Origin of the sequence: Saccharopolyspora karakumensis (genome assembly GCF_004349225.1) — a bacterium.
Taxonomy (GTDB): Bacteria; Actinomycetota; Actinomycetes; order Mycobacteriales; family Pseudonocardiaceae; genus Saccharopolyspora; species Saccharopolyspora endophytica.
On sequence record NZ_SMLA01000017.1, the window covers coordinates 1 to 24349 of the forward strand.

A 24349-nucleotide genomic window follows, 5' to 3' on the forward strand; every position below is an offset into this window, starting at 1 on the left:
GTGCTGGTCAGGGGTGGTGCCTGGACCGGGGGTGCTCCTGGGTCGTGGCCCCTGAGGACCTCGATCCGCTCCGAGCCCGGTCGGGACATCACCCAGCTCGATCCGGTGAGCTGCTTGGCGTAGTGCTTCAGCGGGGCGAGCTTGCTGGACGCCTCGTCGTAGTCGGCGACCGTCTGCGTCGTGCACACCAGCGTGGCCAGCGAGACGGTGATCTCCACGTCGCCCGCGGTGCGGGACGTGCCCAGCACCGAGTCGGCCAGCGTGACCAGGTCGTCCAGGTCGGCGACCAGCAGGAAGTCGTCACCGCCCACGTGACCGACCTGCACCGACGTCAGCGCCGCCGCCGCGTCGGTGAGGCTGCGCCCGATCGAGCGGATCACGTCGTCACCGGCGGAGAACCCGGCCGTGTCGTTGACGGCCTTGAACCCGTCGATGTCCAGCCAGCTCACCGCGAAGATCTCCCCGGCGGCGATCCGCCGGGCCACGTCGCGGGCGATCGCGTCGCTGCCCGGCAGGCGGGTCAGCGGGTTGAGCGCGGCGGCCTCCTCGACCTTCATCTCCGCCATGCCGCGGATCAGGTCACCGGCCCGGACCGCCCCCAGGCAGCGCCCGGCCTCGTCGACCACGATCGCGTCGTCGTACATCCGGTACTGGTCGGAGCGGGTGACCATGCTCAGCGCTTCCATCGCGGTGGTGCCGGTGTTGACCACTCGCGGCTCGTCGGCCAGCCGCGAGGCCGGGCGCTTGGCGTGCAGCGCGTGCCCGTACGGGCCGGTCACCGCCAGCAGGAAGCGGTTCCGGTCGATGGTGTGCCTCGGCCGGTTGTGCTCGTCGACCAGCACGACACCGCTGATCTCGGTGTGGTCGGCCAGCACCTCGCGCACCTTGTCGGCGGTGACGTCCATGGACAGCACCGTCGCGGGCGAGAGGAACTCCGTCACGCGCGGGCCGCTGGCCAGGGTGCTGACCGTCGGCGAGTGCGGGTCGGTGACCTCGGCGGCCACGCCCGGAACGGTGCTCGTCGTCGGAGGCCTGCGGCCGGCCGGCGCGAGCAGGTTGCCCTGCACCAGGCGCACGCCGTTGCGCCGCAGCGCGTTGAGCTGGCGGTCGCTCTCGACGCCCTCGGCGACCAGCTGGCTCTCGGTGGCCTCGCACAGGTGGCGCACGGACTCGACGACGGCGACCCGGGCCGGATCGTCGGGCAGGCCCTGCACGACCCCCCGGTCGAGCTTGATGGTGGCCGGGCCGATGTCACCGATCATCGTCAGCGGGATGTCGCCCTCACCGACCCCGTCGAGGGCGATCTGGAAGCCCTCCGAACGCAGCTTGCCGATGCCCTCCAGCAGCTGATCCGGGTCGATTCGAGCGAACGGCGGCCCGATCTCGAGAGTGATCTCCTGCTCGCGCCTGCCGACCTCGCGCAGCTTCTCGCGCAGCAGCCCCAGCCGGTCGTGGTCGTGGACCACGGTGCCCCCGAAGAGGTTCACGTGCAGGGGGAGCAGTGATTCGTGCTCCGCCGCTGCGTGCACGGCGTTCACCGCCAAGTCCACATCGAGCTCGGTGAGCCGGCGAAGGCGTGCCGCCTCTCGGAAGAGGTCTTGGACGTGCGCGCCTGCCGGCCGGGCCAACGCCTCGATCGCGACGATGGCACCGGTCTTGATGTTGATCAATGGCTGGAACGCGAAGCGCACTTCGTCCACCAGCGCGAGCACGGAGTCGATATTGCCCCGACTCATGCTTCTCCAGCGACCGTGTTCACGATCTGTTCACCGACATCTCAGCTCCTCCTCGTCGGCGGAGCGCCGCCATTCCCGCCGACCAACTTAGCGTGCTTGAGCAGCACGTAACATCAGCCGGACGAACGGCGCGTGGCACCGGGCACCTCATTCCGAGTCTGCCTGATCACACTGCGTAGACAACGGCCAGAGCCTATCGGGTAAAGGCCTGCACGCAGCGTGAACGTTGTGTGAATAGGGCGACTCGAAAAACGGGATTGTGATTTGCGCGTCCCGCGTTCGGCGCAAAAGCGGATGCCAATTCACCGCTTATTCATCGTGAAATTGATGCAGATCAACTTCCGCCGAGACCGTGTTTCGCAGCTGGATGCCCGAACGACATCCCGCCCAGCACGATCCTACGGCGCACGCTCCACGGAACCCGGGCGAACTGCGCCGACATGGCGCGCGCCGTGCCCGCCGAGGTGCCCTCACCCGACAGGAACTCGATCCGGTGCGCCTCGGGCAGCTCGAAGAACGCCTCGAAGAACTCCGGCACCAGCTCCGGCGGCAACGACAGCAGGGCGCGCAACGACCGCTGCCGCAGGACGTGCGCGGCCAGCACGTCCGGCGGCCACAGCACCTGCCAGCCCGCCCGCGCTGCGGTGGCAGGACCCGGCTTCACGCCTGCCAGGCCGCCGGAGAGCGCTGCCGCCAGCCAGGGGGCGCGGCGCAGCGCCCGCGCCACGCTGAACCCGCTGGCCGGGTGCACGAATCCGGCCGCGGCGCCGAACGGCACGACCCGGCCGGGACGGGGCAGCGGATCGTCGACCGGGAACCGCACCCGTTCCTCGCCCAGCCGCGACTCGGGGTCGATCCCGGCGTCTTCCAGGCGGCCGGCGAGCCTGCGCCGCAGCAGGGCCAGCGGCAGCGCGGGACGACGGGCGAGGGAGGTCTCCTCCAGCAGCACCCGGTCGGGTCCCAGCCGCACCGCGTACAGGAACGTCGGCCAGCCGCCCCGGGTGCGCGGCGCCGAACGCCAGTCCATGAACACGCCCTCGCCGGGGCCGCAGAAGGTCTCGGCCGTGGCCGAGTCGACGACCCAGCCCACCGCGGTCTGCTGCGCAGGCGGGTGCGCCGGTCGTCCGCCGGAGAGCGTTCGCGCAGGTCCGGTGGCATCGACGACCACCCCTGCCGCGAGCCGCCTGCCGTCCTTGAGGATCAGCGTGGAGCCCGTCGGGCCGTGCTCGGCGGCGACCGCGCGGCCGGTCACCTCGGTGACGTCGGCGCGCCACAGGTGCTTCCACAGCGCCGTGTTGTCCAGCACCGCGTAGGGCCGCCGCCACACGTGGGAGCTCGTGCCGTGCAGGTGAACGCGGTCCATCACCGTCGACAGCGCGGCGACGTCGGGCGGCAGCTCGTCGGCCCAGGACCCGAAGGTGCTCGCCCAGCCGCTGCGCGGCGCCGGATCGACCAGCGCCACCGCCAAACCGGCATCGCTGCAGGCCGAGGCGGCGGCCCGACCAGCAGGCCCGCCTCCGACGACCACGACATCCGCCACCCGATCATCAGATCACGCCCGCCCTGGGGCCCGCGTGGTGGCCGCCGATACCTTGACCGCATGGAGGAAGTGCAACCACGCGCCGCCCGCCGCAGCGATCGCACCGGGCACACCGTGCCGGGTGACCTGGCCGCGAGCCCGTTCCGCGCGGACCGCGACAGGATCTCCGCCTCTGCCTTCTTCGCGCGGCTCGGCGGCGTCACGCAGGTCGTCAGCCCGTCCGGATCAGGCCTGCTGCTGCACAACCGGCTCACCCACAGCCTCAAGGTCGCCCAGGTCGCCCGCGCCATCGCCGAGCGCCTGCTGGCCGACCCCGTCACCCGGGCCGAGCTCGACGAGCTAGGCGGATGCGACCTGGACGTCGTCGAGGCCGCCGGGCTCGGCCACGACCTCGGGCACCCGCCGTTCGGGCACCTCGGGGAGAGCGTGCTGGACCGGCTCGCGCGCGAGCGCTTCGCGCTGCCCGACGGCTTCGAGGGCAACGCCCAGACCTACCGCGTGGTCACCCGCATCGACGTGCGCGGTGTGGAGGGCAAGGGCCTGGACCTGACCGCCGCCGTGCGCTCGGCGCTGCTGAAGTACCCGTGGACCAGGAACTCGCCGGTTCCCCGCCAGGCGACCGAACTGCCTCGCGGCGCGTCGGAGCCCGCCGGGGCACCGGGCACCGGTGCGGCGAAGTTCTCCGCCTACAGCACCGAGCTCGACGACCTGCTCGACGCGCGCCTGCCGTTCGAGAAGGTCGTGCCGGACTGGCAGCAGACCGTCGAGGCGTCGATCATGGACACCGCCGACGACATCGCCTACGCGATCCACGACCTGGAGGACTTCCACCGCGTCGGCATCCTGCAGTTCACGTCCGTGCACCACGAGCTGCAGGAATGGCTCGGCCACAGCGTGGAGTTCGCCGCAGAGGACCACGTCGCCCCCGGCGACTCGCGGCCCGGCGCCTCGCTGGAGCTGCTGCGCCGCCGCCTGCACGCCAAGGACGGATGGATCGCCGACGACGAGGTGTTCAACGACGCGGTGAAGAAGGTGCGCACCGAATTGGCGGTCGACCTGCTGGAGGTGCCCTTCGACCGCTCCCAGCAGGCGGAGCAGGCCGTGGCCAGGTTCTCCGCGGACTGGACCCGTCGACTGGTGGAGGGCATCCGCGTCGACCGGACGGTCCAGGCCCGCTCCGGCCACGTGGCGCTCGCGCCCGAGCAGTGGCACGAGGTGCAGGTGCTCAAGTTCGTGCACCGGCACTTCGTGCTGCAACGCCCGGACCTCGCCCTGCACCAGCGCGGCCAGGACAGGCTGATCAGCAACCTCGTCGAAGCCCTCGACGAGTGGCTGATCGACGAGGTCGAGGTGGCTCCGCACCGGCTGCGCGACCTGTTCGGCCTGGCCCGCGAGGAGTTCGACGAGCTGCCGCGCGAGATGCTTCCCGAGGGCGCCGACCTGACGACGTTGGCGCGAGGCCGCGCGGTGGTCGACTTCATCGCCTCGCTCACCGACGACCAGGCCGCCGCGCTGCTCGAAGCCCTGTCGGGACGCACCACGCAGCTGTGGAACGACACCTTCGTCTTGTAGTCCTGGTTTGCCCGGCGTGCGGGTGGCGCAACCGCGGCGGTGCCGGCTGCGAGAGTGGTCGGGACAGCTCGCGGCTGCGCCGCTTGCGGTCGATGTGGAACGGAGCTGAGTTGAGCAGGGTTCGCGAACTCGCCGGCGGCGGCCGCGCGGTGGAGGTGGCACCGGGCCGGGTCGCCGGGTGGTTCGAGCGCTTCGCCATCTCCCACGGTGGTGCTGCGAGCACGCTGCTGGAACCGCGAACGGTGCTGGTCACCGCCACCGACGGCGCCACGGCGACGGTGCACGTGCCCTTCGGTCCGCTTCCGGCGCCGCACGGCGAACACCCAGGCCTGGTGGTGTCGTCGCTGGTGGAGCACGTATCGGCGTCCCGCCGGGTCGGCCTGGTGCTGGTGCGGTTGGGCGCGCACAGCATCGGTGTCGCCGTCGACGGCGTCGTGCGGACCTCCACCACCGACCGGCACCTCGTGCACGGCCGGAACAAGGCGGGCGGCTGGTCCCAGCAGCGCTTCGCGCGCCGCCGCGAGGGGCAGTCGGCGCGCTCGCTGGCCTCGGCCGCCGACGCGGTCGCCAAGGCCCTGCTGCCGGTGGCCGCCGAGCTCGACGCGCTCGTCCTCGGCGGCGACCGGCAGGCGCTGCAGGCGTTGCGCGAGGACACCCGGCTGACCGCGCTGTTCGACCGCGCTGAGCAGCGCGTCCTCGACGTGCCCGAACCGCGCCGCGCAATCCTCGACGAAGCCGCCAAGCGGGCGGTCGCGGTCGAGATCGAGGTCCGGGACCCGCAGTGAGGTTGAACGCAGGCGAAATCCGCTGGATCCCGACCGGTAGACTCGACTCCGTGGTCAGCAAGCGAATCCTGGTGCGTTCCCGCGCCACTCCGCGCGTCGATTAGCTCCGCGCCCGCACGCCCACCCGTTCGTCGCCGGTGGGCGCACTCATGCCACGCAGACCACCTATTACCCGGAGTTCTCCTTGATCTCAGCCACTGGCCTGGAACTGCGCGCCGGTTCCCGCATCCTGCTCGCCGACGCCACCCTGCGCGTCCAGCCCGGCGACCGAGTAGGCCTGGTCGGCCGCAACGGAGCGGGCAAGACCACGACGTTGAAGGTCCTCGCCGGTGAGGGGCAGCCGCACGCCGGCGACCTCACCCGCCGGGGCGAGATCGGGTACCTGCCGCAGGACCCGCGTGAAGGCGATCTGACCGTGACCGCCCAGGACCGGGTGCTCTCGGCGCGCGGCCTCGACAAGCTGCTGCGCGACATGGAGAAGGCGCAGACCGCGATGGCCGAGCTCGTCGACGAGAAGGAACGCGACAAGGCCATCAACCGGTACGGCCGCCTGGAGGAGCGCTTCGGCGCCCGCGGCGGGTACGCGGCCGAGAGCGAAGCCGGCCGCATCTGCAGCAACCTGGGGCTTCCGGGCAGGGTGCTCAACCAGCCGCTGAGCACGCTCTCCGGTGGTCAGCGCCGCCGCGTCGAGCTCGCGCGCATCCTGTTCGCCGCGTCCGAGGCCGGTCCCGGTGGCCGTTCGGCGACGACGCTGCTGCTCGACGAGCCCACGAACCACCTCGACGCCGACTCCATCAACTGGCTGCGCGACTTCCTGAAGAACCACGACGGCGGACTCGTCGTCATCAGCCACGACATCGATCTGCTGTCGGCCGTGGTCAACAAGGTGTGGTTCCTCGACGCCATCCGCGGCGAGGCCGACGTCTACAACATGGACTGGACCCGCTACCAGGACGCCCGCGCCGCCGACGAGAAGCGGCGCCGCCGGGAGCGCGCCAACGCCGAGAAGAAGGCGTCCGCGCTGATGACGCAGGCCGACAAGATGCGGGCCAAGGCCACCAAGGCCGTCGCCGCGCAGAACATGGCCAAGCGCGCCGAGAAGCTGCTGGCCTCCGCCGAGGCCGAACAGGCCCAGGAGAAGGTCGCCAAGATCCGCTTCCCGGACCCCGCCTCGTGCGGCAAGACGCCGCTGACCGCCGACGGCCTGTCCAAGTCCTACGGCTCGCTGGAGATCTTCAGCGGGGTGGACCTGGCCGTGGACCGCGGATCCAAGGTCGTCGTGCTCGGCCTCAACGGTGCGGGCAAGACCACGCTGCTGCGATTGCTCGGTGGCCAGGAAGAAGCCGACTCCGGTGCCGTCGTCCCAGGTCACGGCCTGCGCATCGGTTACTTCGCCCAGGAGCACGAAACCCTCGACCACGACGCCACGGTCTGGGAGAACGTGCGCTCGGCCGCGCCCGACGCCCCCGAGCAGCAGCTGCGCAACCTGCTGGGCACGTTCCTGTTCCAGGGCGAGCAGCTGCAGCAACCGGCGGGCACCCTCTCCGGCGGCGAGAAGACCCGGCTCGCTCTGGCGGGGCTGGTCTCCAGCCAGGCCAACGTGCTTCTGCTGGACGAGCCGACGAACAACCTCGACCCCGCCAGCCGCGAGCAGGTGCTCGACGCGCTGCGCAGCTTCAGCGGCGCGGTCGTGCTGGTCACGCACGATCCCGGCGCGGTGGAAGCGCTGGAGCCCGAACGGGTCATCCTGCTGCCGGACGGCACCGAGGACCACTGGTCAGCCGAATACCTGGATCTGGTCCAGTTGGCGTAGCGCTCCGTATACCACCACGGCGGGCTACTACGGATGGATTAGTGCATTCCGGTGATCGCCGCGTGCCCATCTCGACCGATGGCCGATCTTTTTTCCATGATCGCCTGGCGTTCGGGCCTTTCCTGTTCGATCATTGCGCTGACAGGGGTCGCGAGGCCCGACCTGCTCAGAGGGAAGGCGGGGACACCGTGGCTGAGCTGAAGAAGGGCGCGCGCATTACGGGAAGCGCGCGCGACAAGCTGGCCAGTGATCTGAGAAAGAAGTACGAGAAGGGGGCGAGCATCCGCGCACTGGCGGAGTCGACCGGTCGGTCCTACGGCTTCGTGCACCGGGTTCTGAGCGAATCAGGCGTGCAGTTGCGTGGTCGTGGCGGCGCGACGCGGTCCAAGAAGAAGTGAACTCGACGGCCGGCCGTTCCCGGTCGTGCCGTCAAGCCTGGAGGTCCGCTTGGCGGAGTCGGTAGTGGACGCCGACCTGTTGGATCGTGGCGGTGTGGGGCTCACGATCCACGGGCGGCGTGCCACCATCACGCTGGACCGCCCGGACAAGCTCAACGCGCAAACCCCGCACACCTGGCAGGCGCTGCGGGAAATCGGCCGGTCGTTGAGCGCGGAGATCCGGGTTGTCGTGCTGCGCGGAGCCGGCCGGGCTTTCTCGGCCGGACTGGACCGGAGGATGTTCAGCCCGGAAGGGGTTGACGGCGCTCCGGGCCTGGCGGCGCTGGCCGAGCGCCCCACCGAGCAGTCCGATGCCGAGATCGCCGGCTACCAGCAGGCGTTCAGCTGGTTGCGGGAACCGGAACGGGTCACGATCGCTGCCGTGCGGGGTCATGCGATCGGAGCCGGGTTCCAGCTGGCGCTCGCCTGCGACATGAGGGTGCTGGCCACCGACGCGCGGCTGCGGATGGCCGAGACCGGGCTCGGGTTGGTGCCCGATCTCGGCGGGACGCTGCCTCTGGTGCGCGCGGTCGGTTACGCGCGCGCGGTGGAGATCTGCGTGACCGGGCGTGAGGTCACCGCCGAGGAAGCGATGCGGATCGGCCTGGCCAACCAGGTCGTCGACCCGGACGGGCTGGACGCCGCGGTCGACGCCCTGGTCGAGTCGGTGTCGGCTCCGCCGGAGGGCGCGGTCCGCGAGACGTTGTCGCTGCTGGCGCTGGCCGACGAGGCCGTTGATCCGGAGCAGCAGCTCGCGGCCGAGCGGGCCGCGCAGCTGCGCCGCATCACCGAGCTCGCCCAGCAGCTCGGCGTGGTCCGATGATCACCCGTTGCTGATCATCGACTCGTAATAGCGCTCTGCGCTGCAACACCCCCGCGTGCCCTCGCACCACCGCTGTGGTGTCGGGGATACGATCTTGCTCAACTCGAGCGAGATCTAGGGGATGCATGACGCAGCGAGGAAACCGTCGGGAACTGCTCGCCGATGCCGCCATCGAGGTGCTCGCGCGTGACGGCGGCCGCGGGCTGACCCATCGCGCGATCGACCGCGAGGCGCGGGTCCCGGAGGGCACCACCAAGAACTACTACCCGACGCGCAACGCCCTGTTCGAGGCCATTGCGCACTACCTCGCCGAACGGCACGTCGCCGCGCTCGAAGCGCTCTGCGCCCACATCCCCGAGGACGTGTGCCCCGACGACATCACAGCGCTGTACGCGGCGATGCTGAGCCGCATGTCGGGCAACGCCCGCTCCCAGTTCCTCGCGCTGTTCGAGCTGCACCTGGAAGCCGTCCGCAACCCCGAGGTGCGCGCCGCGCTCGGCGAGATCAGCCGGGCCAGCGTCGACACGGCCGTCCAGCTGCACGCCGCGGTCGGTCGCCGGATCGGCAGGCGCGGCGCGGGTCTGCTCGACGCGGGCATGCTCGGCGTGGCGTTGTCGACCCTCAGCCTGCCGGGTGAACTCGTCGGCGACCTCGGGCTCGACGACGCCGAGGGGCTCACCCGCGCGTTGCTGACCCTCGGCGCCACCCGCGACGAACAGGCGCTGGAAGTGCTGCGCGATTGGGCGGGTTGATCCGTTCGGAGATCAACCGGATGCGCTGCGGGACCGAGAGATGACTCGCGGTAGCCTCACTGTGAACGAGCTGCGCCTGGGGTGCCCTCGCTGGTACCCGTGATCGAAGTGGATGCAGGGAAGGCATGTCGAATCCAGCACAGGACGAGCCCGACCCGCACGCACCGCTGGAACCGCCCGCGGTGGTTTTCGCGCGTCTGACCGATGTCCCGGTCGATGCCCTGGACAAGCTGATCGAAGACACCCGCGCCGTCTACGACGACCTCAACAAGGTCCTCGGCCACCCGTACTGGGGTGACCTGGTGTACCACCAGGGGGCAGCGATGAGGGCGTTGACCGAGGCCAAGACCTGCCTGGAAGGTCTGCGGGCCGAGGCCGTCGGTGCCCGCAACACCGAACTCGGCGTCACCGTCACCACCGCGGTCATCGACGGCGAGCGGCACTACGCCCAGAACGAGGACGACAAGGCCGAACTCGTCGACAAGCTGCTGCGCTCGCCCGGTGAGGGCGCCGGGCACATCTACGTCTGGGACCGGCCGCACGCCGACCCCGAAGCGCCCGGTCCGTACGAGCAGATCCGGATCGTCACCGATGCCGAGAGCGAGCTCGGGGTCCTCAACTTCACCGAAGAGGACGTCGAAGGCGACATGATCTCCTGGCACACCTGCAACCCGCAGCCGTCGGGGGACGCGCCAGCGCTGCCCTTCGACGCGGGCAGCACGCTGAAGTTCCCGCGCAACGCCGTGCTGTCGTTCCGCGAACTCCGCGCCGCGCTGGACGAATTCACCCGGACCGGCGCCAAGCCGGAATGCGTGCAGTGGCAACCGGCCCGGTGGGGTGACCTGTAAACCGAGTTCTCGCGGTCGTTCTCCGCCGGTGCGGGTAGCGGAACTCGTGCGGCGCGACGTGCCCGAACGCGCGATCGCGCCGCCCTCGCGGGTCCGCCCGCCGACCGGGTCGACCGCCCGCTCTGCGGCGTTCGGGTCACGGTTTCGTGCCCGCGCGTGACGCGGGTTCGCGACAACCCGCGGTTAAGCATTGACTAACAGCAGGAAAAGGTGGTTCCTTCTTTCCATTCGCGCGAGGATGAAGGGGGCCACACGTGCGTAGACGACTCGTCGCGCTGGGGGCCGCGTTGCTGGTCGGCTCGTTGCTGCCCGCACCGGCGTCGGCACAGGAGAACGGGGACCGTCCGCAGGGCGCCACGCTGCGCGTCGGACTGCAGCAGCAGATCGACTCGCTCAACCCGTTCCTGGGTTACACGTTGGCCGCCACGGACATCTTCCGGGCGATCTACCCGACTCTGACCACCTACAGCACCCAGGACTTCGGCGTGGAACCGGAGCTGGCGGAGCGGTGGGAGTCCACACCGGACAAGCTCACCTGGACCTTCCACATCCTGCCCGGGGTCACGTGGTCCGACGGTCAGCCGGTGACCGCCCGGGACGCCGCCTACACCTACAACCGGATGATGACCGACCCCGCCGCGGCCACCGCCAACGGCAACTTCGTGGAGAACTTCGAGCAGGTCTCCGCCCCGGACGACTCCACGCTGGTCATCCGCACCAAGACGCCGCAGGCCACGATGCTGGCCATCGATGCGCCGATCGTGCCCGAACACGTGTGGTCCAAGGTCGCCGACGTCGAGAACTTCGCCAACGACCAGATGCCGGTCGTCGGCAGCGGTCCCTACGTGCTCACCGGTTACCGGCCGGAGCAGGACGTCACGCTCACCGCCAACCCGAACTTCTGGCGGGGCGCGCCGAAGGTCTCCGAGGTGCAGTTCACCCAGTTCAAGAACAGCGACGCCGCCGTGCAGGCGCTGCGCAAGGGCGACCTCGACGTGGTCCAGAAGCTCACCCCCGCGCAGTTCGACGCGCTGGCGGGCGAGCCCGACATCAAGCAGGTCAAGGGCCAGGGCCGCCGGTTCTACGAGATGATCCTCAACCCCGGCGCCACCAACAGCGAGAACCAGCCGATCGGCAGCGGGCACCCCGCGCTCGCCGACGTCCGGGTCCGCCAGGCCATCGATCTCGCCATCGACCGGAAGGCCCTCGTCGACCGGGTTCTCGGCGGCTACGGGCAGGTCGGCGGGGGATACCTGCCGCCCATCTTCGGCGACTACCACTGGACACCGCCGCAGCCGCGCGAGTTCGACCCGGCCGCCGCGAACCGCGAGCTCGACGAGGCCGGGTACACCCGCGGGTCCGACGGCATCCGCCGCACGCCGCAGGGCGAACCGCTGAACTTCGACTTCGTGCTGCACGGTGACGAAGCCGCCGACTCGCAGGTCGGCGAGTTCGTCAAGCGCTGGCTCGCCGACCTGGGCATCAACGTCGAGCTGCAGCCCGTGTCGGACAACCAGCTCAACGACCGCACCACCGCCGGTGACTTCGACATGGTCATCAGCGGCTGGTCGGCCAATCCCGACCCGGACTACGTGCTGCGCCTGCAGACCTGCGGCGCCCGCCCGACGCCCGACGGCAACGGCACCCCGGACACGCTTCAGTGCGACCCCGCCTACGACGAGCTGTACGGCAAGCAGCTCGCCGAGTTCGACCCGGCCAAGCGAGTCGACCTGGTCAAGCAGCTGCAGTCCCGGTTCTACGACCAGGCGACAGGGCTGGTGCTGTACTACGCCAACTCGCTGGAGGCTTACCGCACCGACCGGTACAACGGTTTCACGATGCAGCCGGCGGCCGAAGGCGTGATCACCGGCCAGCAGGGCTACTGGGGCTACTACGGCGCCGAGCCCACCGACAAGGCGATCAACGGCTCCGGAGGCACGAACTACACCGCCGTCGCCTGGGGTCTCGGCGGCCTCGTCGTGGTGATCGTGCTGGTGGGAGTGGTGGTCGTCGTGCGGCGTCGCGCCACCGCGGACGACCGGGAGTGACCACGTGTCGGATCTGCTGACCACTGTGGACGACCAGGAACCGGCCACCGGCAACGGTGGCCGGCTCCTGCGCTACGTCGGCGGCAAGATCGGCGGCGGGCTGGTGAGCCTGCTGCTGGTCGCCGTGCTCGGCTTCTTCCTGTTCCGCGTGATGCCCGGAGACCCGGTGCGCACCATGACCCGCGGCGCTCCGATGACGGCGCAGCAGATCGCGGACCTGCGCGAACGGCTCGGTCTCGACCAGCCGCTGTGGAAGCAGTTCCTGGACTTCCTCGGCAACCTGCTGCGCGGTGACCTCGGCACCTCCTACACCTACACCCGGCCGGTGGGCGAGCTGATCCTGCAGCGCATCGGCCCGACCGTGCTGCTGGTCGGCACCGCCACGGTGCTGGCCATCGTGCTCGGCCTGTGGATGGGTTCGCGCGCGGCCTGGAAGCACGGCGGCGCGTTCGACAAGACCACCAGCTCGGTGGCGCTGGCGCTGTGGTCGGTGCCGACGTTCTGGCTGGGCCTGATCGTGCTGATGGCCTTCGGCGTCGGAGTCGGCCCGATCCCGGGACTGTTCCCGGTCGGCGGCATCTCCGACCCCGACACACCACCCGAACTCCTGCCGCAGGTCCTCGACGTCGCGCACCACATGGTGCTGCCGGTGCTGACGATGCTCGCGGTCATCTACGCCGAATACCTGATGGTGATGCGCTCCTCGCTGCTGGAGGAGATGGGCGAGGACTACCTGACCACCGCCCGCGCCAAGGGGCTTCGCGAGGACCTGGTCCGCAGCAGGCACGCCGTGCCCAACGCCCTGCTGCCCACCGTGACGCTGATCTTCCTGCGGCTGGGACTGGTGGTCGCCGGTGCCATCACGGTGGAGACGGTGTTCTCCTGGCCCGGCCTGGGGCTGCTGACCTACGAAGCTCTGCGGGTGCCCGACCTGCCGCTGCTGCAGGGCATCTTCATCGTGCTGGCGGGAAGCGTGGTGGTCATGAACGTGCTGGCAGACCTGCTCTACCGGGTCATCGATCCGCGGGTGCGTGAGTCATGACCGCCCCCACCGCATCCCAGGTCGTGCGCGCCCGGCGGAAGGCGAGCCTCGTCGAGGGCTGGCGGGTCTTCCGCGCCGACCGCGCCGGCCTGGTGGGCCTGGTGCTGCTGGCAGCGATCGTGCTGCTGGCACTGCTGGCGCCGCTGCTCACCGACTCCACCGGGCTGGACGTCACCCGCGCGACCGGTGCCGCGCTGCAGGCGCCCAGCGCCGAATACCCCTTGGGCACCGACGAATCCGGACGATCCGTGCTGCTGCTGACCTGGTGGGGCGCTCGCGTCTCGCTGGTGGTCGGGTTGTCGGCGGCGATCCTGTCGGTGCTCATCGGCGCCCTGGTCGGCGTGGCGGCAGCGCACTTCGGCGGCTGGACCTCGCGAATCCTGCTGCGGTTCACCGACTTCTTCCTGGTGCTGCCCTCGCTGGTGCTGGCCATCGCGCTGTCGACGGTGCTCGAGCGCGGGCTGTGGACGATCGTGCTCGCCATCGGCGTCACCTCCTGGCCGCACACGGCCCGGGTGGTGCGCGCCCAGACGCTGACCATCGAGGCCCGCCCCTACATCGAACGCTCCCGCGCGCTCGGGGCCGGGCACGGGCACGTGATCTTCAAGCACGTGCTGCCCGCCGTGCTGCCGCTGGTGTTCGCGAACACCACCCTGTCGGTGGCCAGTTCGATCATCTCCGAATCCACGCTGTCCTTCCTCGGGCTGGGCGACCCCAGCCGGGTTTCCTGGGGCACGATGCTGAAGTCGGCGATGGACACCGGCGCGGTCACCGGCGGCGCCTGGTGGTACCTGCTGCCACCCGGCCTGGGAATCGTGTTGGTGGTGCTCGGTTTCACGCTGTGCGGCCGGGCGCTGGAAGCGGTGTTCAACCCGAGGCTGCGGGGGCGACGTTGAGTCCGATTCTGCAACTGCGCGACGTGTCGATCACCTACGGCGGCGCGGACGCACCCGCCGTGTCCGGGGTGAACCTGAGCCTGGAAGCGGGCGAAACCCTCGGCCTGGCCGGGGAATCGGGCTGCGGCAAGACGAGCGTGGCGATGTCGGTGCTGCGGTTGCTGCCGCGCACCGCCCGCGTCGACGGCGAGGTGCTGCTCGACGGCGAGGACGTCCGCGAGATGAGCTTCGGCCGGTTGCGCGCGGTCCGCTGGGCCGGTGCCTCGGTGGTGTTCCAGGGGGCGATGCACGCGCTGAACCCGGTGCGCACCATCGGCGAGCAGATCGCCGAGCCGATCCGGCTGCACGGCGGCAAGGGCGATCTGAGCGAGCGGGTCGCCGAGCTGCTCGCCCAGGTCGAACTGCCCGCCGACCGCGCGGGCGCCTATCCGCACGAGCTCTCCGGTGGGCAGAAGCAGCGCGTCATGATCGCCATGGCGCTGGCCTGCGAACCGCGGCTGGTCATCGCCGACGAACCCACCACGGCGCTGGACGTCGTGGTACAGGCGCAGGTGCTGGACCTGCTCAAGCGCCTGGTCGCCGAACGCGGCATCGCACTGGTCATGATCAGTCACGACCTGTCGGTGCTGTCGACGACCTGCTCGCGGCTGGCGGTGATGTACCGGGGCGAGGTCGTCGAGCACGGGCCGACCGAGCAGGTCATGAGCCGGCCGCAGCACGAGCACAGCAGGGCTCTGGCAGATGCGTTCCCGACGGTGGGTGACCCGAGGTTCCGCCTCACCGAGGGCGGTTGCGCTGGTGAGTCGCTGCTGTCCGCCGACGGTGTCGCGGTGACCTTCCGCAGCCGCTCCGGTCAGGCCGTGCGCGCGGTGCGCGGGGTGGACCTCGCGGTCGGCGCCAACGAGATCGTGGCGCTGGTCGGGCAGTCCGGCTCCGGCAAGACCACGCTGGCGCGCACGTTGCTCGGCCTGCAGCGCCCCACCGGCGGTGCGGTCCGGTTCAACGGTGTTCCGCTGCCCACCGGGGCTGCCGCGTTGCGCGACTACCGGCGCAAGGTGCAGCTGGTCCTGCAGGACCCCACAGGTGCCCTCAACCCGCGGCACACCGTCTACGAGGCGGTGGCCGAGGGGCTGCGGATCCACGGCATCACCGACGACGAGGTCGGCCGGGTGTCCGCCGCTCTGGAAGCCGCGGAACTGCGACCGGCGGAGAAGTTCTTCTCCCGCTTCCCGCAGGAGCTCTCGGGCGGTCAGCGCCAGCGCGTCGTCATCGCTGGTGCTCTGGTGCTCGAGCCGGAGGTCCTCATCGCCGACGAGCCGGTCGCGTCGCTGGACGCCACGGTGCGCGGCGAGATCCTCTCGCTGCTGCTTCGGCTGCGCGTGGACAAGGGCCTGTCGACGCTGGTCATCACCCACGACCTCGGTCTCGCCTGGAACATCGCCGACCGCGTCGCGGTCATGTACCGGGGCGAGATCGTCGAGCTCGGCACCGTCGAGCAGGTCCTGCTCGACCCGCAGCACGACTACACCAAGACGCTCCTCGCAGCGGTGCCGACCACGACACGACGCGTGGCGTGAGAACTCCCCGGGCTCGCTCCGCGCGGCGGAACCTGATGCGGTCGGCACCTGGAGCAGCGGCTACCGCCGCTGCTGGTCGAAGCTGTCGATGATCGCCGGCCGGTCGGGGTGGTCGACGCGGACCACGAGGTCGGCCAGCCCGGTGGGATCGACCTCCTCCGCGTAGCGCTCGAACGCGGGCAGCGTCCAGCGCTGGTCCTCCGGAGTGCTGCGGTGGAGCGCGGCGTCGGAGAGCCACAAGTGCACGACGAGGTCGAAGTCGAGCCCGACGCCCTGCAGCAGCGGTCCGTCCACGATGGCCACACCTCGTTCCGGCAGCGCCACGCGGTTCAGGCGAGGGGAGCGGTCCGCCTCCGGATCCCAGAGCGCGGGCAGCACCTGCCCGGTGCCGTTCGCGGCCAGCGGTGTGAGGACCTCGCGGGCCAGCCCCGTGGTGTCGAACCAGGACAGGTAGTAGGAATCCGGGTCGTGGTGGCCGTGCTCCAGGCGTACCGAGGCCGGGCGAAGGTAGTCCGTCGCACGCACCCGGACCGCTGCGCGGCCGCGTTCCCTCAGCGGGGAGACCAGGCGATCGGCGAGATCACCGGTGCCCGCGGCCGGAGCACCGTCGACGGCCACCCGGCCCCACCGTCCCGCGAGGGCGTCAACGCGCTCCACCACCTCGTCGACCAGGGCTTGCGGGGAGATCGGCCGGACACGCACAACCCGAAGCTATCAAGCGCGGTCCCGGACTCGTGCTCAGCGCAGCGCCGGCTGGAGGATGGAGAGGCGTTGGGCGTCGGCGTCGAGTTCCGCCGCGACGCCGAGGGGAACCGTGCGCTGGGCTTCGCAGTGGCCGAAACCCAGCTCCCAGAGGATTGGTACTCCGAGGCCGCCCAGCAGGTTCTCCAGCATCGCGTACACCTCGCCCACCGGGCCGCAGTCGGTCCACGAGCCCAGTGCGATCCCGGTGGCGCCCTGGAAGAAACCCGCCCGGAGGAGCTGGATCAGGAAGCGGTCGAGCCGGTAGGGCTCCTCGGTGACGTCCTCCAGCAGGGCGATGCCGCGTTCCGGAGGTCGCGCCGCCACGCCCGCTCCCAGCGAACCCGCGAGCAGGCTCAGGTTGCCGCCGTAGGTCACGCCCAGCGCGCGGCCGGGAACCATGGTCTGCGCGCTGCGACCGGTCAGTATGGTCACGCCCTGCGGCTCGAACAGGGTGCGCCGCAGGTGGCCGCGCGCCTTCTCGTCGTGCGCGAAGGCCTTGGTCGCCACCATCGGGGCGAAGATCGTGACCAGCCCCAGCTCGGCGGCGAAGACCTCGTGCAGCGCGGTGACGTCGCTGGAACCGACCAGGACCTTCGGGCCCGCCTTGGCCAGCTCGGCGAAGTCCAAGTGGTCGATCATGCGGAGGCAGCCGTAGCCGCCGCGGGCGCAGAACACCGCCGAGACCTGCGGGTCGCACCACGCTTCCTGCAGGTCGGCGGCCCGGTCCGCGTCGGTGCCCGCCAGGTAGTCCAGGCGGGGGTGGCGGTCCAGGACGTGCTTGCCGACGCGGACGTCGAGCTCCCAGGCGCGCAGCTGGGCGAGCCCTGCTTCCAGCAGCTCCTCGGGCACCGGTCCGGCCGGGGCGACCAGCGCCACCGTGTCACCCCGCTGCAGCCTCGGCGGCCGGGTCAGTTCGCGCATGCTCATCGGCGTGCTCCATCCGAGTCCGTTCGAACACCCCTGATCTTGCCGCGAGCGTATCGGCAGTCAGTGCGCCGCGCCGCAGTTCACCTACAGCGAACACGGCGGGAACGTCGTCCCGCCGGGACTGTTCGTCGCAGGTCACCGCGTTGTGCCGAAAGGTGATGTACAAAACGGGGGCCAGCCGCGCAGGACGCGCACTCGGTGGCCTAATGTCGGAGGGGTCATGGCTCGTGTCATCCACGTCTTCCGCCAACCCGACCGATTCGTCGCCGGAACGGTCGGGGAACCCGGTGAGCGCACCTTCTACCTGCAGGCGTCCGAGGACGTCCGCACGGTGAGCGTGCAATTGGAAAAGCAACAGGTCTCGGTACTCGCCGAGCGGATCGGCGCGCTCCTCGACGAGGTGCAGCGCCGGTTCGACGCTGACCTGCCCGGTCACACGCCCGAGGACCTCGTCGACACCGAACCGCTCGCGGTGCCGGTCGACGAGGAGTTCCGCGTCGGCACGATGGGGCTGGGCTGGGACGCCGAGTCCGAGGCCGTCGTCGTCGAACTGCTCGCGGTCACCGAAGAGGAGATCGACGAGTCCGTGGTGCTCGACGACACCGAGGAGGGGCCCGACGCGCTGCGCGTGTTCCTCAGCCCGGTGCACGCCCGGGCCTTCGCCGAACGCGCCGAACGGGTCATCAACGCCGGCCGCAAGCCCTGCCCGCTGTGCAGCGAACCGCTCGACCCGGCCGGGCACATCTGTCCCCGCCAGAACGGCTACCGCCGCTCGGAAGAGGTCTGAGGCACGTGGCCGTCGAGGAGCCCGCGAACTGCGAGCTGCTGCGGCACGGGGATCTGGAGATCCAGGGCCGCCTCGTGGAGGCGTCCAACGCGACGCTGCTCTGCTCGGTCGAGCTCGACGGCGTCTCCGAAGAGTGCGTCTACAAGCCGGTGCGCGGCGAGCGCCCGCTGTGGGACTTCCCGGACGGCACGCTGGCCGGCCGCGAGGTGTCGGCCTACCTGCTGTCGGAGGCCACCGGCTGGGACCTGATCCCGCCGACGCTGCTGCGCAACGGGCCGTTCGGGCCTGGCATGGTGCAGCTGTGGATCGACGAGGTCACCGACGAGGACGCGCAGCTGGTCGACATCACGCACCCGAGCGAAGTGCGCGAGGGCTGGCGGCAGGTGCTGCGGGCGCAGGACCCCGACGGTGATCCGGTGGTGCTCGCCCACGCCGACCACGAGCAGCTGCGACGGCTGGCCGTGCTCGACATCGTGATCAACAACGCCGATCGCAAGGGCGGCCACATCCTGCGGGCCCCCGACGGCCGCGTGCTCGGCGTCGACCACGGCATCAGCCTCAACACCGACGACAAGCTGCGCACCGTGCTGTGGGGCTGGATCGGCGAGGCCGTTCCGGAAGCCGAGCTCGAGCGGCTTGGCGAGGTCCGCGCCCTCATGGAGGGCGACCTCGCCGAACGGCTCTCCGAACACCTCACGTTCAAGGAAGTGCAGGCGATCAGCACCCGAATCGACCGGTTCCTCGACGCAGGAGTCTTCCCAGAACCCTCCGGAGACTGGCCCGCGATACCCTGGCCTGCCTTCTAATCCGTGGTCGTTCTGCGTGGCGGTAGTCGCTGCCTCAGGTGCGGGACTCCGCTGGCACCGCTGCGGGTTCTGACACGTCTTCTGGCGAGCACGCCGCGTGGACATACATCAGTCGTGGCGCACGGAGTCCAGAAGGCCGTGTCAGGTTCCGCCACTCGCACCCCTGAGCAAAGCAACCACTGGAAATGACGTTCCTCAGTCCACCAAGGCTTGGTAGACGAGTTGGTGCAGGTAGGGCCTGATCGGGTGGGTGCTGGAGGGCATCAGCTGGGTCAGGAACAGGACCGTGAGGTCTTCGGCCGGGTCGACCCAGAAGGCCGTGCTGGCCAGGCCTCCCCAGGCGAATTCGCCCTTCGAGCTGAGCACCTTGGCCGCGAGCGGGTCATCGACCACCGAGAACCCGAGGCCGAAGCCCTTGCCCGCGTTGGCGACCTCGGAGAACGAGCCCATGGCCAGCGTCTCCAGGTCGGCGCCGCCGGGCAGGTGGTTGCGGGTCATGAAGTCGACCGTGCGCGCGCCGAGCAGCCGCACGCCGTCCAGTTCCCCGCGACGCAGCAGCATCTGCGTGAAGCGGTGGTAGTCCCGGGCGGAGGAGAACAGCCCGCCGCCCCCGGAGGGCGCCTTGGGCGGCTGGAACGCGGTGTCGTACATCTGCTCGTGCTTGGGGTGCAGCCGCGCCTTGCCCTGCGGGTCGGCCGCGTACAGCGAGGCCAGCCGGTCGGCGTCGGAAGCGGCGACCTGGAAGCCGGTGTCGGCCATGCCCAGCGGATCCAGGATGCGGGTGCGGAAGAACTCATCGAGGGGCTGCCCGGACGCGACCTCCACGACCCGGCCCAGCACGTCGGTGGCCACCGAGTAGTTCCAGCGGGTGCCCGGGTCGAACAGCAGCGGGATCTCGGCCCACGCGTCGCAGCACGCCGCCAGGTCGAGGTCGGGGGCCATGCCGAACTCGAATCCGGCCCGGCGGTGCAGCTCGTCGAGCGGGTGCAGGTAGTTGAACGCGTAGGTGAGGCCCGCGGTGTGGGTGAGCAGGTGCCAGATCCGCATCGGCTCGGTGGCCGGCCGGGTCTGCGGGTTGCGCGCCGACCCACCGGTGTAGACGCTCAGGTCGGCGAACGACGGGATGAAGTCGCTGACCGGATCGGTGAGCTCGAAAGCGCCTTCCTCGTAGAGCATCATGGCCGCGACCGAGGTGATCGGCTTGGTCATCGAGTAGATGCGGAAGAGCGTGTCCGTCTCAACCGGTTTGCCGCTTTCGACGTCGCGCATGCCGTGCGTGGACAGGTGCGCGATCTTGCCCCGGCGCGCGACGAGCGCCAGCCAGCCGGGCAGCTTGCCCGTCGTGACGTAGTTCTCGAAGTGCTGATCGATCCGCTGCAGCCGGGCCGGGTCGAAGCCGACCTCGCCGGGATCCACCTCGATTTCCAAAGCCACCAGGGCCTCCTACCGCGTTGTGCGACATGACGTTACCTGGAGTTTTCTACTCCTCCGGTCCAACATTCGAAATCCTGGGCGCAGTGGCGGCGTTCACGTTTCCTGCGGAGTAGCGTCGTAGGCGTGACGAATCCGACCCCACCTCCAGGGCTGCCCCGCACGGCGGGGGAGCTGCGGAACAGCGGCCACGAACCTCGCAGCATCAAGGCGGAGATGCGCGCGAACCTGCTGACCTCGCTGCGCTCCGGGCAGGCCCTCTGGCCCGGCATCGTCGGTTTCGACCGGACCGTCCTGCCGCAGCTGGAACGCGCCCTGATCGCAGGGCACGACGTGGTGCTGCTCGGTGAGCGCGGCCAGGGCAAGACCCGGCTGCTGCGCGGTCTGCACGCGTTGCTGGACGAATGGACCCCGGTCATCGAGGGTTCCGAGCTGGGCGAGCATCCGCTGCAGCCGATCACGCCCGCGTCGCTGCGCCGCGCAGCCGAACTGGGCGACGAGCTGCCGGTGACCTGGCGGCACCGCGATGATCGCTACGTCGAGAAGCTGGCCACTCCGGACACCTCGGTCGGTGACCTGGTCGGCGACGTCGACCCGGTCAAGGTCGCCGAGGGGCGGTCGCTGGGCGACCCCGAGACCATCCACTATGGACTCGTGCCGCGTGCGCACCGCGGCATCGTGACGGTCAACGAGCTCCCTGACCTGGCCGAGCGGATCCAGGTCGCGCTGCTGAACGTGATGGAGGAGCGCGACATCCAGATCCGCGGCTACAGCTTGCGGCTGCCGCTGGACGTACTGCTGGTCGCCACCGCGAACCCCGAGGACTACACCAACCGCGGGCGCATCATCACCCCGCTCAAGGACCGCTTCGGTGCCGAGATCCGCACGCACTACCCGATGGAGATCGACGACGAGGTGTCGTTGATGCGCCAGGAGGCGGACCTGCCCGCCGAGGTCGGTGACCACCTGCTGGAGGTGCTGGCCCGATTCGTGGACCACCTGCGCGAATCCAGCGCGGTGGACCAGCGCTCGGGCGTTTCCGCTCGATTCGCCATCGCCGCGGCCGAGACCGTCGCTGCCGCCGCCCTGCACCGGTCGGCGCTGACCGGGGAGGAGCCGGCCGTAGCGCGACCGGTCGACCTCGCGGCGGTGCCCGCCGTGCTGCGCGGCAAGATCGAGTTCGAGGCCGGTGAGGAGGGCCGCGAGGACGAGCTGCTGGGCTACCTGCTGCGCCGGTCCGTCGCCGACACCGCGCGGGGGCTGTTCGCAGGACTGGACCTGCAGTCGCTGGCCGATGCCGTGGTGGACGGCCACCCGGTGGCCACCGGCGAGCAGATCGCGGGCAAGGACGTGCTCACCGCGCTCCCGGAACTCCCGGTGCTGCACCAGGTCGCCGAACGCGCCGGTGTGCGCGCGGGGGACCCGCCCGGTCGCATCGCCAGCGCGGTGGAGCTGGCCCTGGAATCGCTGTACCTGGCCAAGCGGCTGGGCAAGGACTCCGACGACGACCGCTCGGTGTACAGCTGATGAGTCCCCGCTACCGGTACTCGGCGTGGCACGGCGGGCCGGACCCGTTGCAGCCACCGGTCGACCTGCGCGAGGCGCTCGACCAGATCGGCCGCGACGTGATGGAAGGCGCTTCTCCGCGCTCGGCGCTGGAGGAGCTGCTGCGCACCGGCACCCGGGATTCGGCGGGCCTGGACGAGCTGACCCGCCGGTTGTGGCAGCGCCGCAGCGAGATGCAGCGCAGGCACCGGCTGGACGGCACGATCTCCGAGGTCCGCAGGATGCTGGACCGCGCCCTGGAGCAGGAGCGGCTGGCGCTGTCGGCCGACACGAGCGAGGATGCCCGGTTCCGCGAACTGCAGTTGAGCGCCCTGCCGCCGGACGTGGCCGGTCAGGTCCACGAGCTGTCCGAGTACGACTGGCGTTCCTCCGAGGCCCGCGAGACCTTCGAGGAGATCCGGCAGATGCTGGGCACCGAAGTCTTCGAACAGCGCTTCGAGGGCATGAAGGAGGCCATGCAGCAGGTCTCGCCGGAGGACGTCGAGCGGGTGCGCGCGATGCTCGACGACCTGTCGAACCTGCTCGCCGCGCACGCCCGCGGCGATGAGGACATCCAGGCGAAGTTCGACGAGTTCATGGCTCGGCACGGCGAGTTCTTCCCGGAGAACCCGCGTGATGTCGACGAGCTGATCGATGCCCTGGCGGCCCGGTCGGCGGCCGCGCAGCGGATGCTCAACTCGATGAGCGAGCAGCAGCGCGACGAGCTGATGGCCTTGACCCAGCAGGCTTTCGGCGATCCCCGCATCGCGCAGGTGTTGCAGCAGATCGACCGCCAGCTGCAGGGGCTGCGCCCCGGCGAGGACTGGAACGGCCGGGCCCGCTTCCGCGGCGACCAGCCGATGGGCATGGCCGAGGCCACCGCGGCGATGGCCGAGCTGGGCGAGATGGATCGACTGGCCGAGCAGCTGGGCCAGTCCTACCCGGGTGCGAGCTTGGAGGACATCGACCTGGAGGCCCTCCAGCGGCAGCTCGGCCCGCAGGCCGTGGTCGACGCCCAGCGCCTGTCCGACATCGAGCGCCAGCTGCGCGATCAGGGGCTGCTGCAGCGCGCTCCGGACGGCAGCCTGCGGTTGAGCCCCCGCGCGATGCGCAGGCTCGGCGAGAACGCCCTGCGAACGGTCGTCTCGCAGCTGCGGACCCGCAAGGGAGAGCGCGACACCGACCGCGCAGGCGCTGCCGGGGAGCTGACGGGTACGACCCGGCCGTGGACCTACGGCGACGCGGAGCCGTGGGACGCGGTCCGCACGGTCCGCAACGCGGTGCTGCGCCGCGCGGCCGAGGGCGAGAGCTCACCGATGCTCGACCTCTCCGACCTGGAGGTCTCCGAGACCGAGCAGCGCTCCCGCTCGGCGGTGGTGCTGTGCGTGGACACCTCGTGGTCGATGGTGCAGGACGGCCGGTGGGTGCCGATGAAGCGCACCGCCCTGGCGCTGCACCACCTGGTCGCGACGCGGTTCCGCTCGGACGCCCTGCAGCTGGTCACCTTCGGTCGCTACGCGTCCACCGTGGACGTCGGCGAGCTCGCGGCCCTGGAAGGCGTGTGGGAGCAGGGCACGAACCTGCACCACGCGCTGCTGCTGGCCGGCCGGCACCTGCGCAGGCACTCGGACGCGCAGCCGGTGGTGCTGGTGATCACCGACGGCGAACCGACCGCGCACCTGGAACCCGATGGCGAAGCGGTGTTCCAGTACCCGCCGAGCCCGCACACGCTCAGCGTCACGTTGTCCGAAGTGGACGCGTTGCAGCGGTTGGGCACCACCCTGAGCGTGTTCATGCTGGGGGAGGACCCCAGCCTCGCCGCGTTCGTCGACGTCGTCGCCAAGCGCGGCGGAGGCCGGGTCCTCGCCCCGGAAGCCGACGGGCTCGGTGCGGCGGTGGTCGGCGACTACCTCCGCACCAAGCGCCGTCGTTGAGCGGTCGCTGGTTTTCCCACTCTGGAGTTATCAAAGAACAAGCGCCGCTAGGGCATGTTGGGGCGACCGGCGGCATCGGCCACCGGTTGTCGAACACCGGCCGCGATCAGGCTGGCTCCGGTTCTCCGTCGTTTCGTCGTGGGACGAGGCGCCGGATCGTCGCTCGGGCGTTTCTGGGCTGGGGCGTCCTTTTCGAACTCATGTTTCAATGGTGCACCCAGCGATTCGAAAACGCGAGCGAATCGCCATCGCACGATCCGGTGATCGTCGGTGAAAGCCGCTGCGATCCAGCGCTGTTCACGGGCT

At 70.5% G+C, this 24349-nt stretch carries 20 protein-coding genes; 15 read left to right on the forward strand and 5 right to left on the reverse strand.

Annotated features, from left to right (window positions below):
- A partial coding sequence (locus tag E1202_RS13770; protein ID WP_132683453.1) for a GGDEF domain-containing protein occupies positions 1-1736 on the reverse strand: 1736 nt, incomplete at its 3' end.
- 334 nt (positions 1737-2070) lie between these two features.
- Entirely contained in the window at positions 2071-3276 is a 1206-nt protein-coding gene (locus E1202_RS13775) for a lycopene cyclase family protein (protein WP_132683454.1), read from the reverse strand.
- 60 nt (positions 3277-3336) lie between these two features.
- Between E1202_RS13775 and E1202_RS13780 the strand changes: the two genes are divergently transcribed.
- From E1202_RS13780 to nikE, 11 genes are all read left to right on the forward strand, one after another.
- On the forward strand, positions 3337-4848 hold the full coding sequence (locus E1202_RS13780; RefSeq protein WP_132683455.1) for a deoxyguanosinetriphosphate triphosphohydrolase family protein: 1512 nt from the start codon (positions 3337-3339) through the stop codon (positions 4846-4848).
- A 110-nt stretch (positions 4849-4958) separates the two neighbouring features.
- On the forward strand, positions 4959-5633 hold the full coding sequence (locus E1202_RS13785) for an acVLRF1 family peptidyl-tRNA hydrolase (RefSeq protein ID WP_132683456.1): 675 nt from the start codon (positions 4959-4961) through the stop codon (positions 5631-5633).
- Positions 5634-5817: 184 nt separating this feature from the next.
- Positions 5818-7446 (forward strand): ABC-F family ATP-binding cassette domain-containing protein, encoded by a 1629-nt coding sequence (locus E1202_RS13790; protein ID WP_132683457.1) that lies wholly within the window; start codon positions 5818-5820, stop codon positions 7444-7446.
- A gap of 188 nt (positions 7447-7634) precedes the next feature.
- Positions 7635-7844 (forward strand): helix-turn-helix domain-containing protein, encoded by a 210-nt coding sequence (locus tag E1202_RS13795; protein ID WP_093260265.1) that lies wholly within the window; start codon positions 7635-7637, stop codon positions 7842-7844.
- Between the two features lie 49 nt (positions 7845-7893).
- Positions 7894-8706 (forward strand): enoyl-CoA hydratase/isomerase family protein, encoded by an 813-nt coding sequence (locus E1202_RS13800; protein WP_132673804.1) that lies wholly within the window; start codon positions 7894-7896, stop codon positions 8704-8706.
- A gap of 125 nt (positions 8707-8831) precedes the next feature.
- Complete coding sequence (locus E1202_RS13805) at positions 8832-9458, forward strand: TetR/AcrR family transcriptional regulator (RefSeq protein ID WP_132683458.1); 627 nt, start codon at positions 8832-8834, stop codon at positions 9456-9458.
- A 125-nt stretch (positions 9459-9583) separates the two neighbouring features.
- Entirely contained in the window at positions 9584-10306 is a 723-nt protein-coding gene (locus tag E1202_RS13810; RefSeq protein ID WP_132673788.1) for an Imm1 family immunity protein, read from the forward strand.
- A 254-nt stretch (positions 10307-10560) separates the two neighbouring features.
- A complete protein-coding gene (locus E1202_RS13815; protein WP_132683459.1) occupies positions 10561-12354 on the forward strand; it encodes an ABC transporter substrate-binding protein in 1794 nt (597 codons plus the stop codon).
- A gap of 4 nt (positions 12355-12358) precedes the next feature.
- On the forward strand, positions 12359-13396 hold the full coding sequence (locus tag E1202_RS13820; RefSeq protein ID WP_132683460.1) for an ABC transporter permease: 1038 nt from the start codon (positions 12359-12361) through the stop codon (positions 13394-13396).
- On the forward strand, positions 13393-14292 hold the full coding sequence (locus E1202_RS13825; protein ID WP_132683461.1) for an ABC transporter permease: 900 nt from the start codon (positions 13393-13395) through the stop codon (positions 14290-14292). The genes E1202_RS13820 and E1202_RS13825 overlap by 4 nt, the downstream gene beginning before the upstream one ends.
- Complete coding sequence (gene nikE / locus E1202_RS13830) at positions 14289-15869, forward strand: nickel ABC transporter ATP-binding protein NikE (protein WP_132683462.1); 1581 nt, start codon at positions 14289-14291, stop codon at positions 15867-15869. The genes E1202_RS13825 and nikE overlap by 4 nt, the downstream gene beginning before the upstream one ends.
- 60 nt (positions 15870-15929) lie before the next feature.
- Here the strand turns inward: nikE and E1202_RS13835 are convergent, their stop codons facing one another.
- A complete protein-coding gene (locus E1202_RS13835) occupies positions 15930-16571 on the reverse strand; it encodes a nucleoside/nucleotide kinase family protein (protein ID WP_132683463.1) in 642 nt (213 codons plus the stop codon).
- Positions 16572-16607: 36 nt separating this feature from the next.
- Positions 16608-17540, reverse strand: a complete 933-nt coding sequence (locus E1202_RS13840) for a S66 peptidase family protein (protein WP_132683464.1) — start codon at positions 17538-17540, stop codon at positions 16608-16610.
- A gap of 220 nt (positions 17541-17760) precedes the next feature.
- Here E1202_RS13840 and E1202_RS13845 point away from each other — a divergent pair, with 220 nt between their 5' ends.
- Positions 17761-18327, forward strand: coding sequence for a DUF3090 domain-containing protein (locus tag E1202_RS13845; protein WP_132683465.1), 567 nt, complete (start codon positions 17761-17763; stop codon positions 18325-18327).
- 5 nt (positions 18328-18332) lie between these two features.
- Entirely contained in the window at positions 18333-19133 is an 801-nt protein-coding gene (locus tag E1202_RS13850; RefSeq protein ID WP_132683466.1) for an SCO1664 family protein, read from the forward strand.
- Between the two features lie 195 nt (positions 19134-19328).
- Here E1202_RS13850 and E1202_RS13855 read toward each other — a convergent pair whose 3' ends face one another.
- On the reverse strand, positions 19329-20570 hold the full coding sequence (locus tag E1202_RS13855) for a serine hydrolase domain-containing protein (protein WP_132683467.1): 1242 nt from the start codon (positions 20568-20570) through the stop codon (positions 19329-19331).
- Between the two features lie 120 nt (positions 20571-20690).
- Between E1202_RS13855 and E1202_RS13860 the strand changes: the two genes are divergently transcribed.
- The gene (locus E1202_RS13860) at positions 20691-22091 is read left to right on the forward strand and encodes an ATP-binding protein (protein WP_132683468.1); all 1401 of its coding nucleotides are present in this window, start codon (positions 20691-20693) and stop codon (positions 22089-22091) included.
- The gene (locus E1202_RS13865) at positions 22091-24043 is read left to right on the forward strand and encodes a vWA domain-containing protein (RefSeq protein ID WP_132683469.1); all 1953 of its coding nucleotides are present in this window, start codon (positions 22091-22093) and stop codon (positions 24041-24043) included. The genes E1202_RS13860 and E1202_RS13865 overlap by 1 nt, the downstream gene beginning before the upstream one ends.
- The last annotated feature ends 306 nt before the right edge of the window (positions 24044-24349 follow it).

Excerpts from the sequence above, each read along its gene's own strand:
- E1202_RS13840 (WP_132683464.1), bottom strand. The coding sequence starts at position 17,540 with ATGAGCATGCGCGAACTGACCCGGCCGCCGAGGCTGCAGCGGGGTGAC.
- E1202_RS13825 (WP_132683461.1), top strand. The coding sequence starts at position 13,393 with ATGACCGCCCCCACCGCATCCCAGGTCGTGCGCGCCCGGCGGAAGGCG.
- E1202_RS13810 (WP_132673788.1), top strand. The coding sequence starts at position 9,584 with ATGTCGAATCCAGCACAGGACGAGCCCGACCCGCACGCACCGCTGGAA.
- E1202_RS13780 (WP_132683455.1), top strand. The coding sequence starts at position 3,337 with ATGGAGGAAGTGCAACCACGCGCCGCCCGCCGCAGCGATCGCACCGGG.
- E1202_RS13865 (WP_132683469.1), top strand. The coding sequence starts at position 22,091 with ATGAGTCCCCGCTACCGGTACTCGGCGTGGCACGGCGGGCCGGACCCG.
- E1202_RS13845 (WP_132683465.1), top strand. The coding sequence starts at position 17,761 with ATGGCTCGTGTCATCCACGTCTTCCGCCAACCCGACCGATTCGTCGCC.
- E1202_RS13805 (WP_132683458.1), top strand. The coding sequence starts at position 8,832 with ATGACGCAGCGAGGAAACCGTCGGGAACTGCTCGCCGATGCCGCCATC.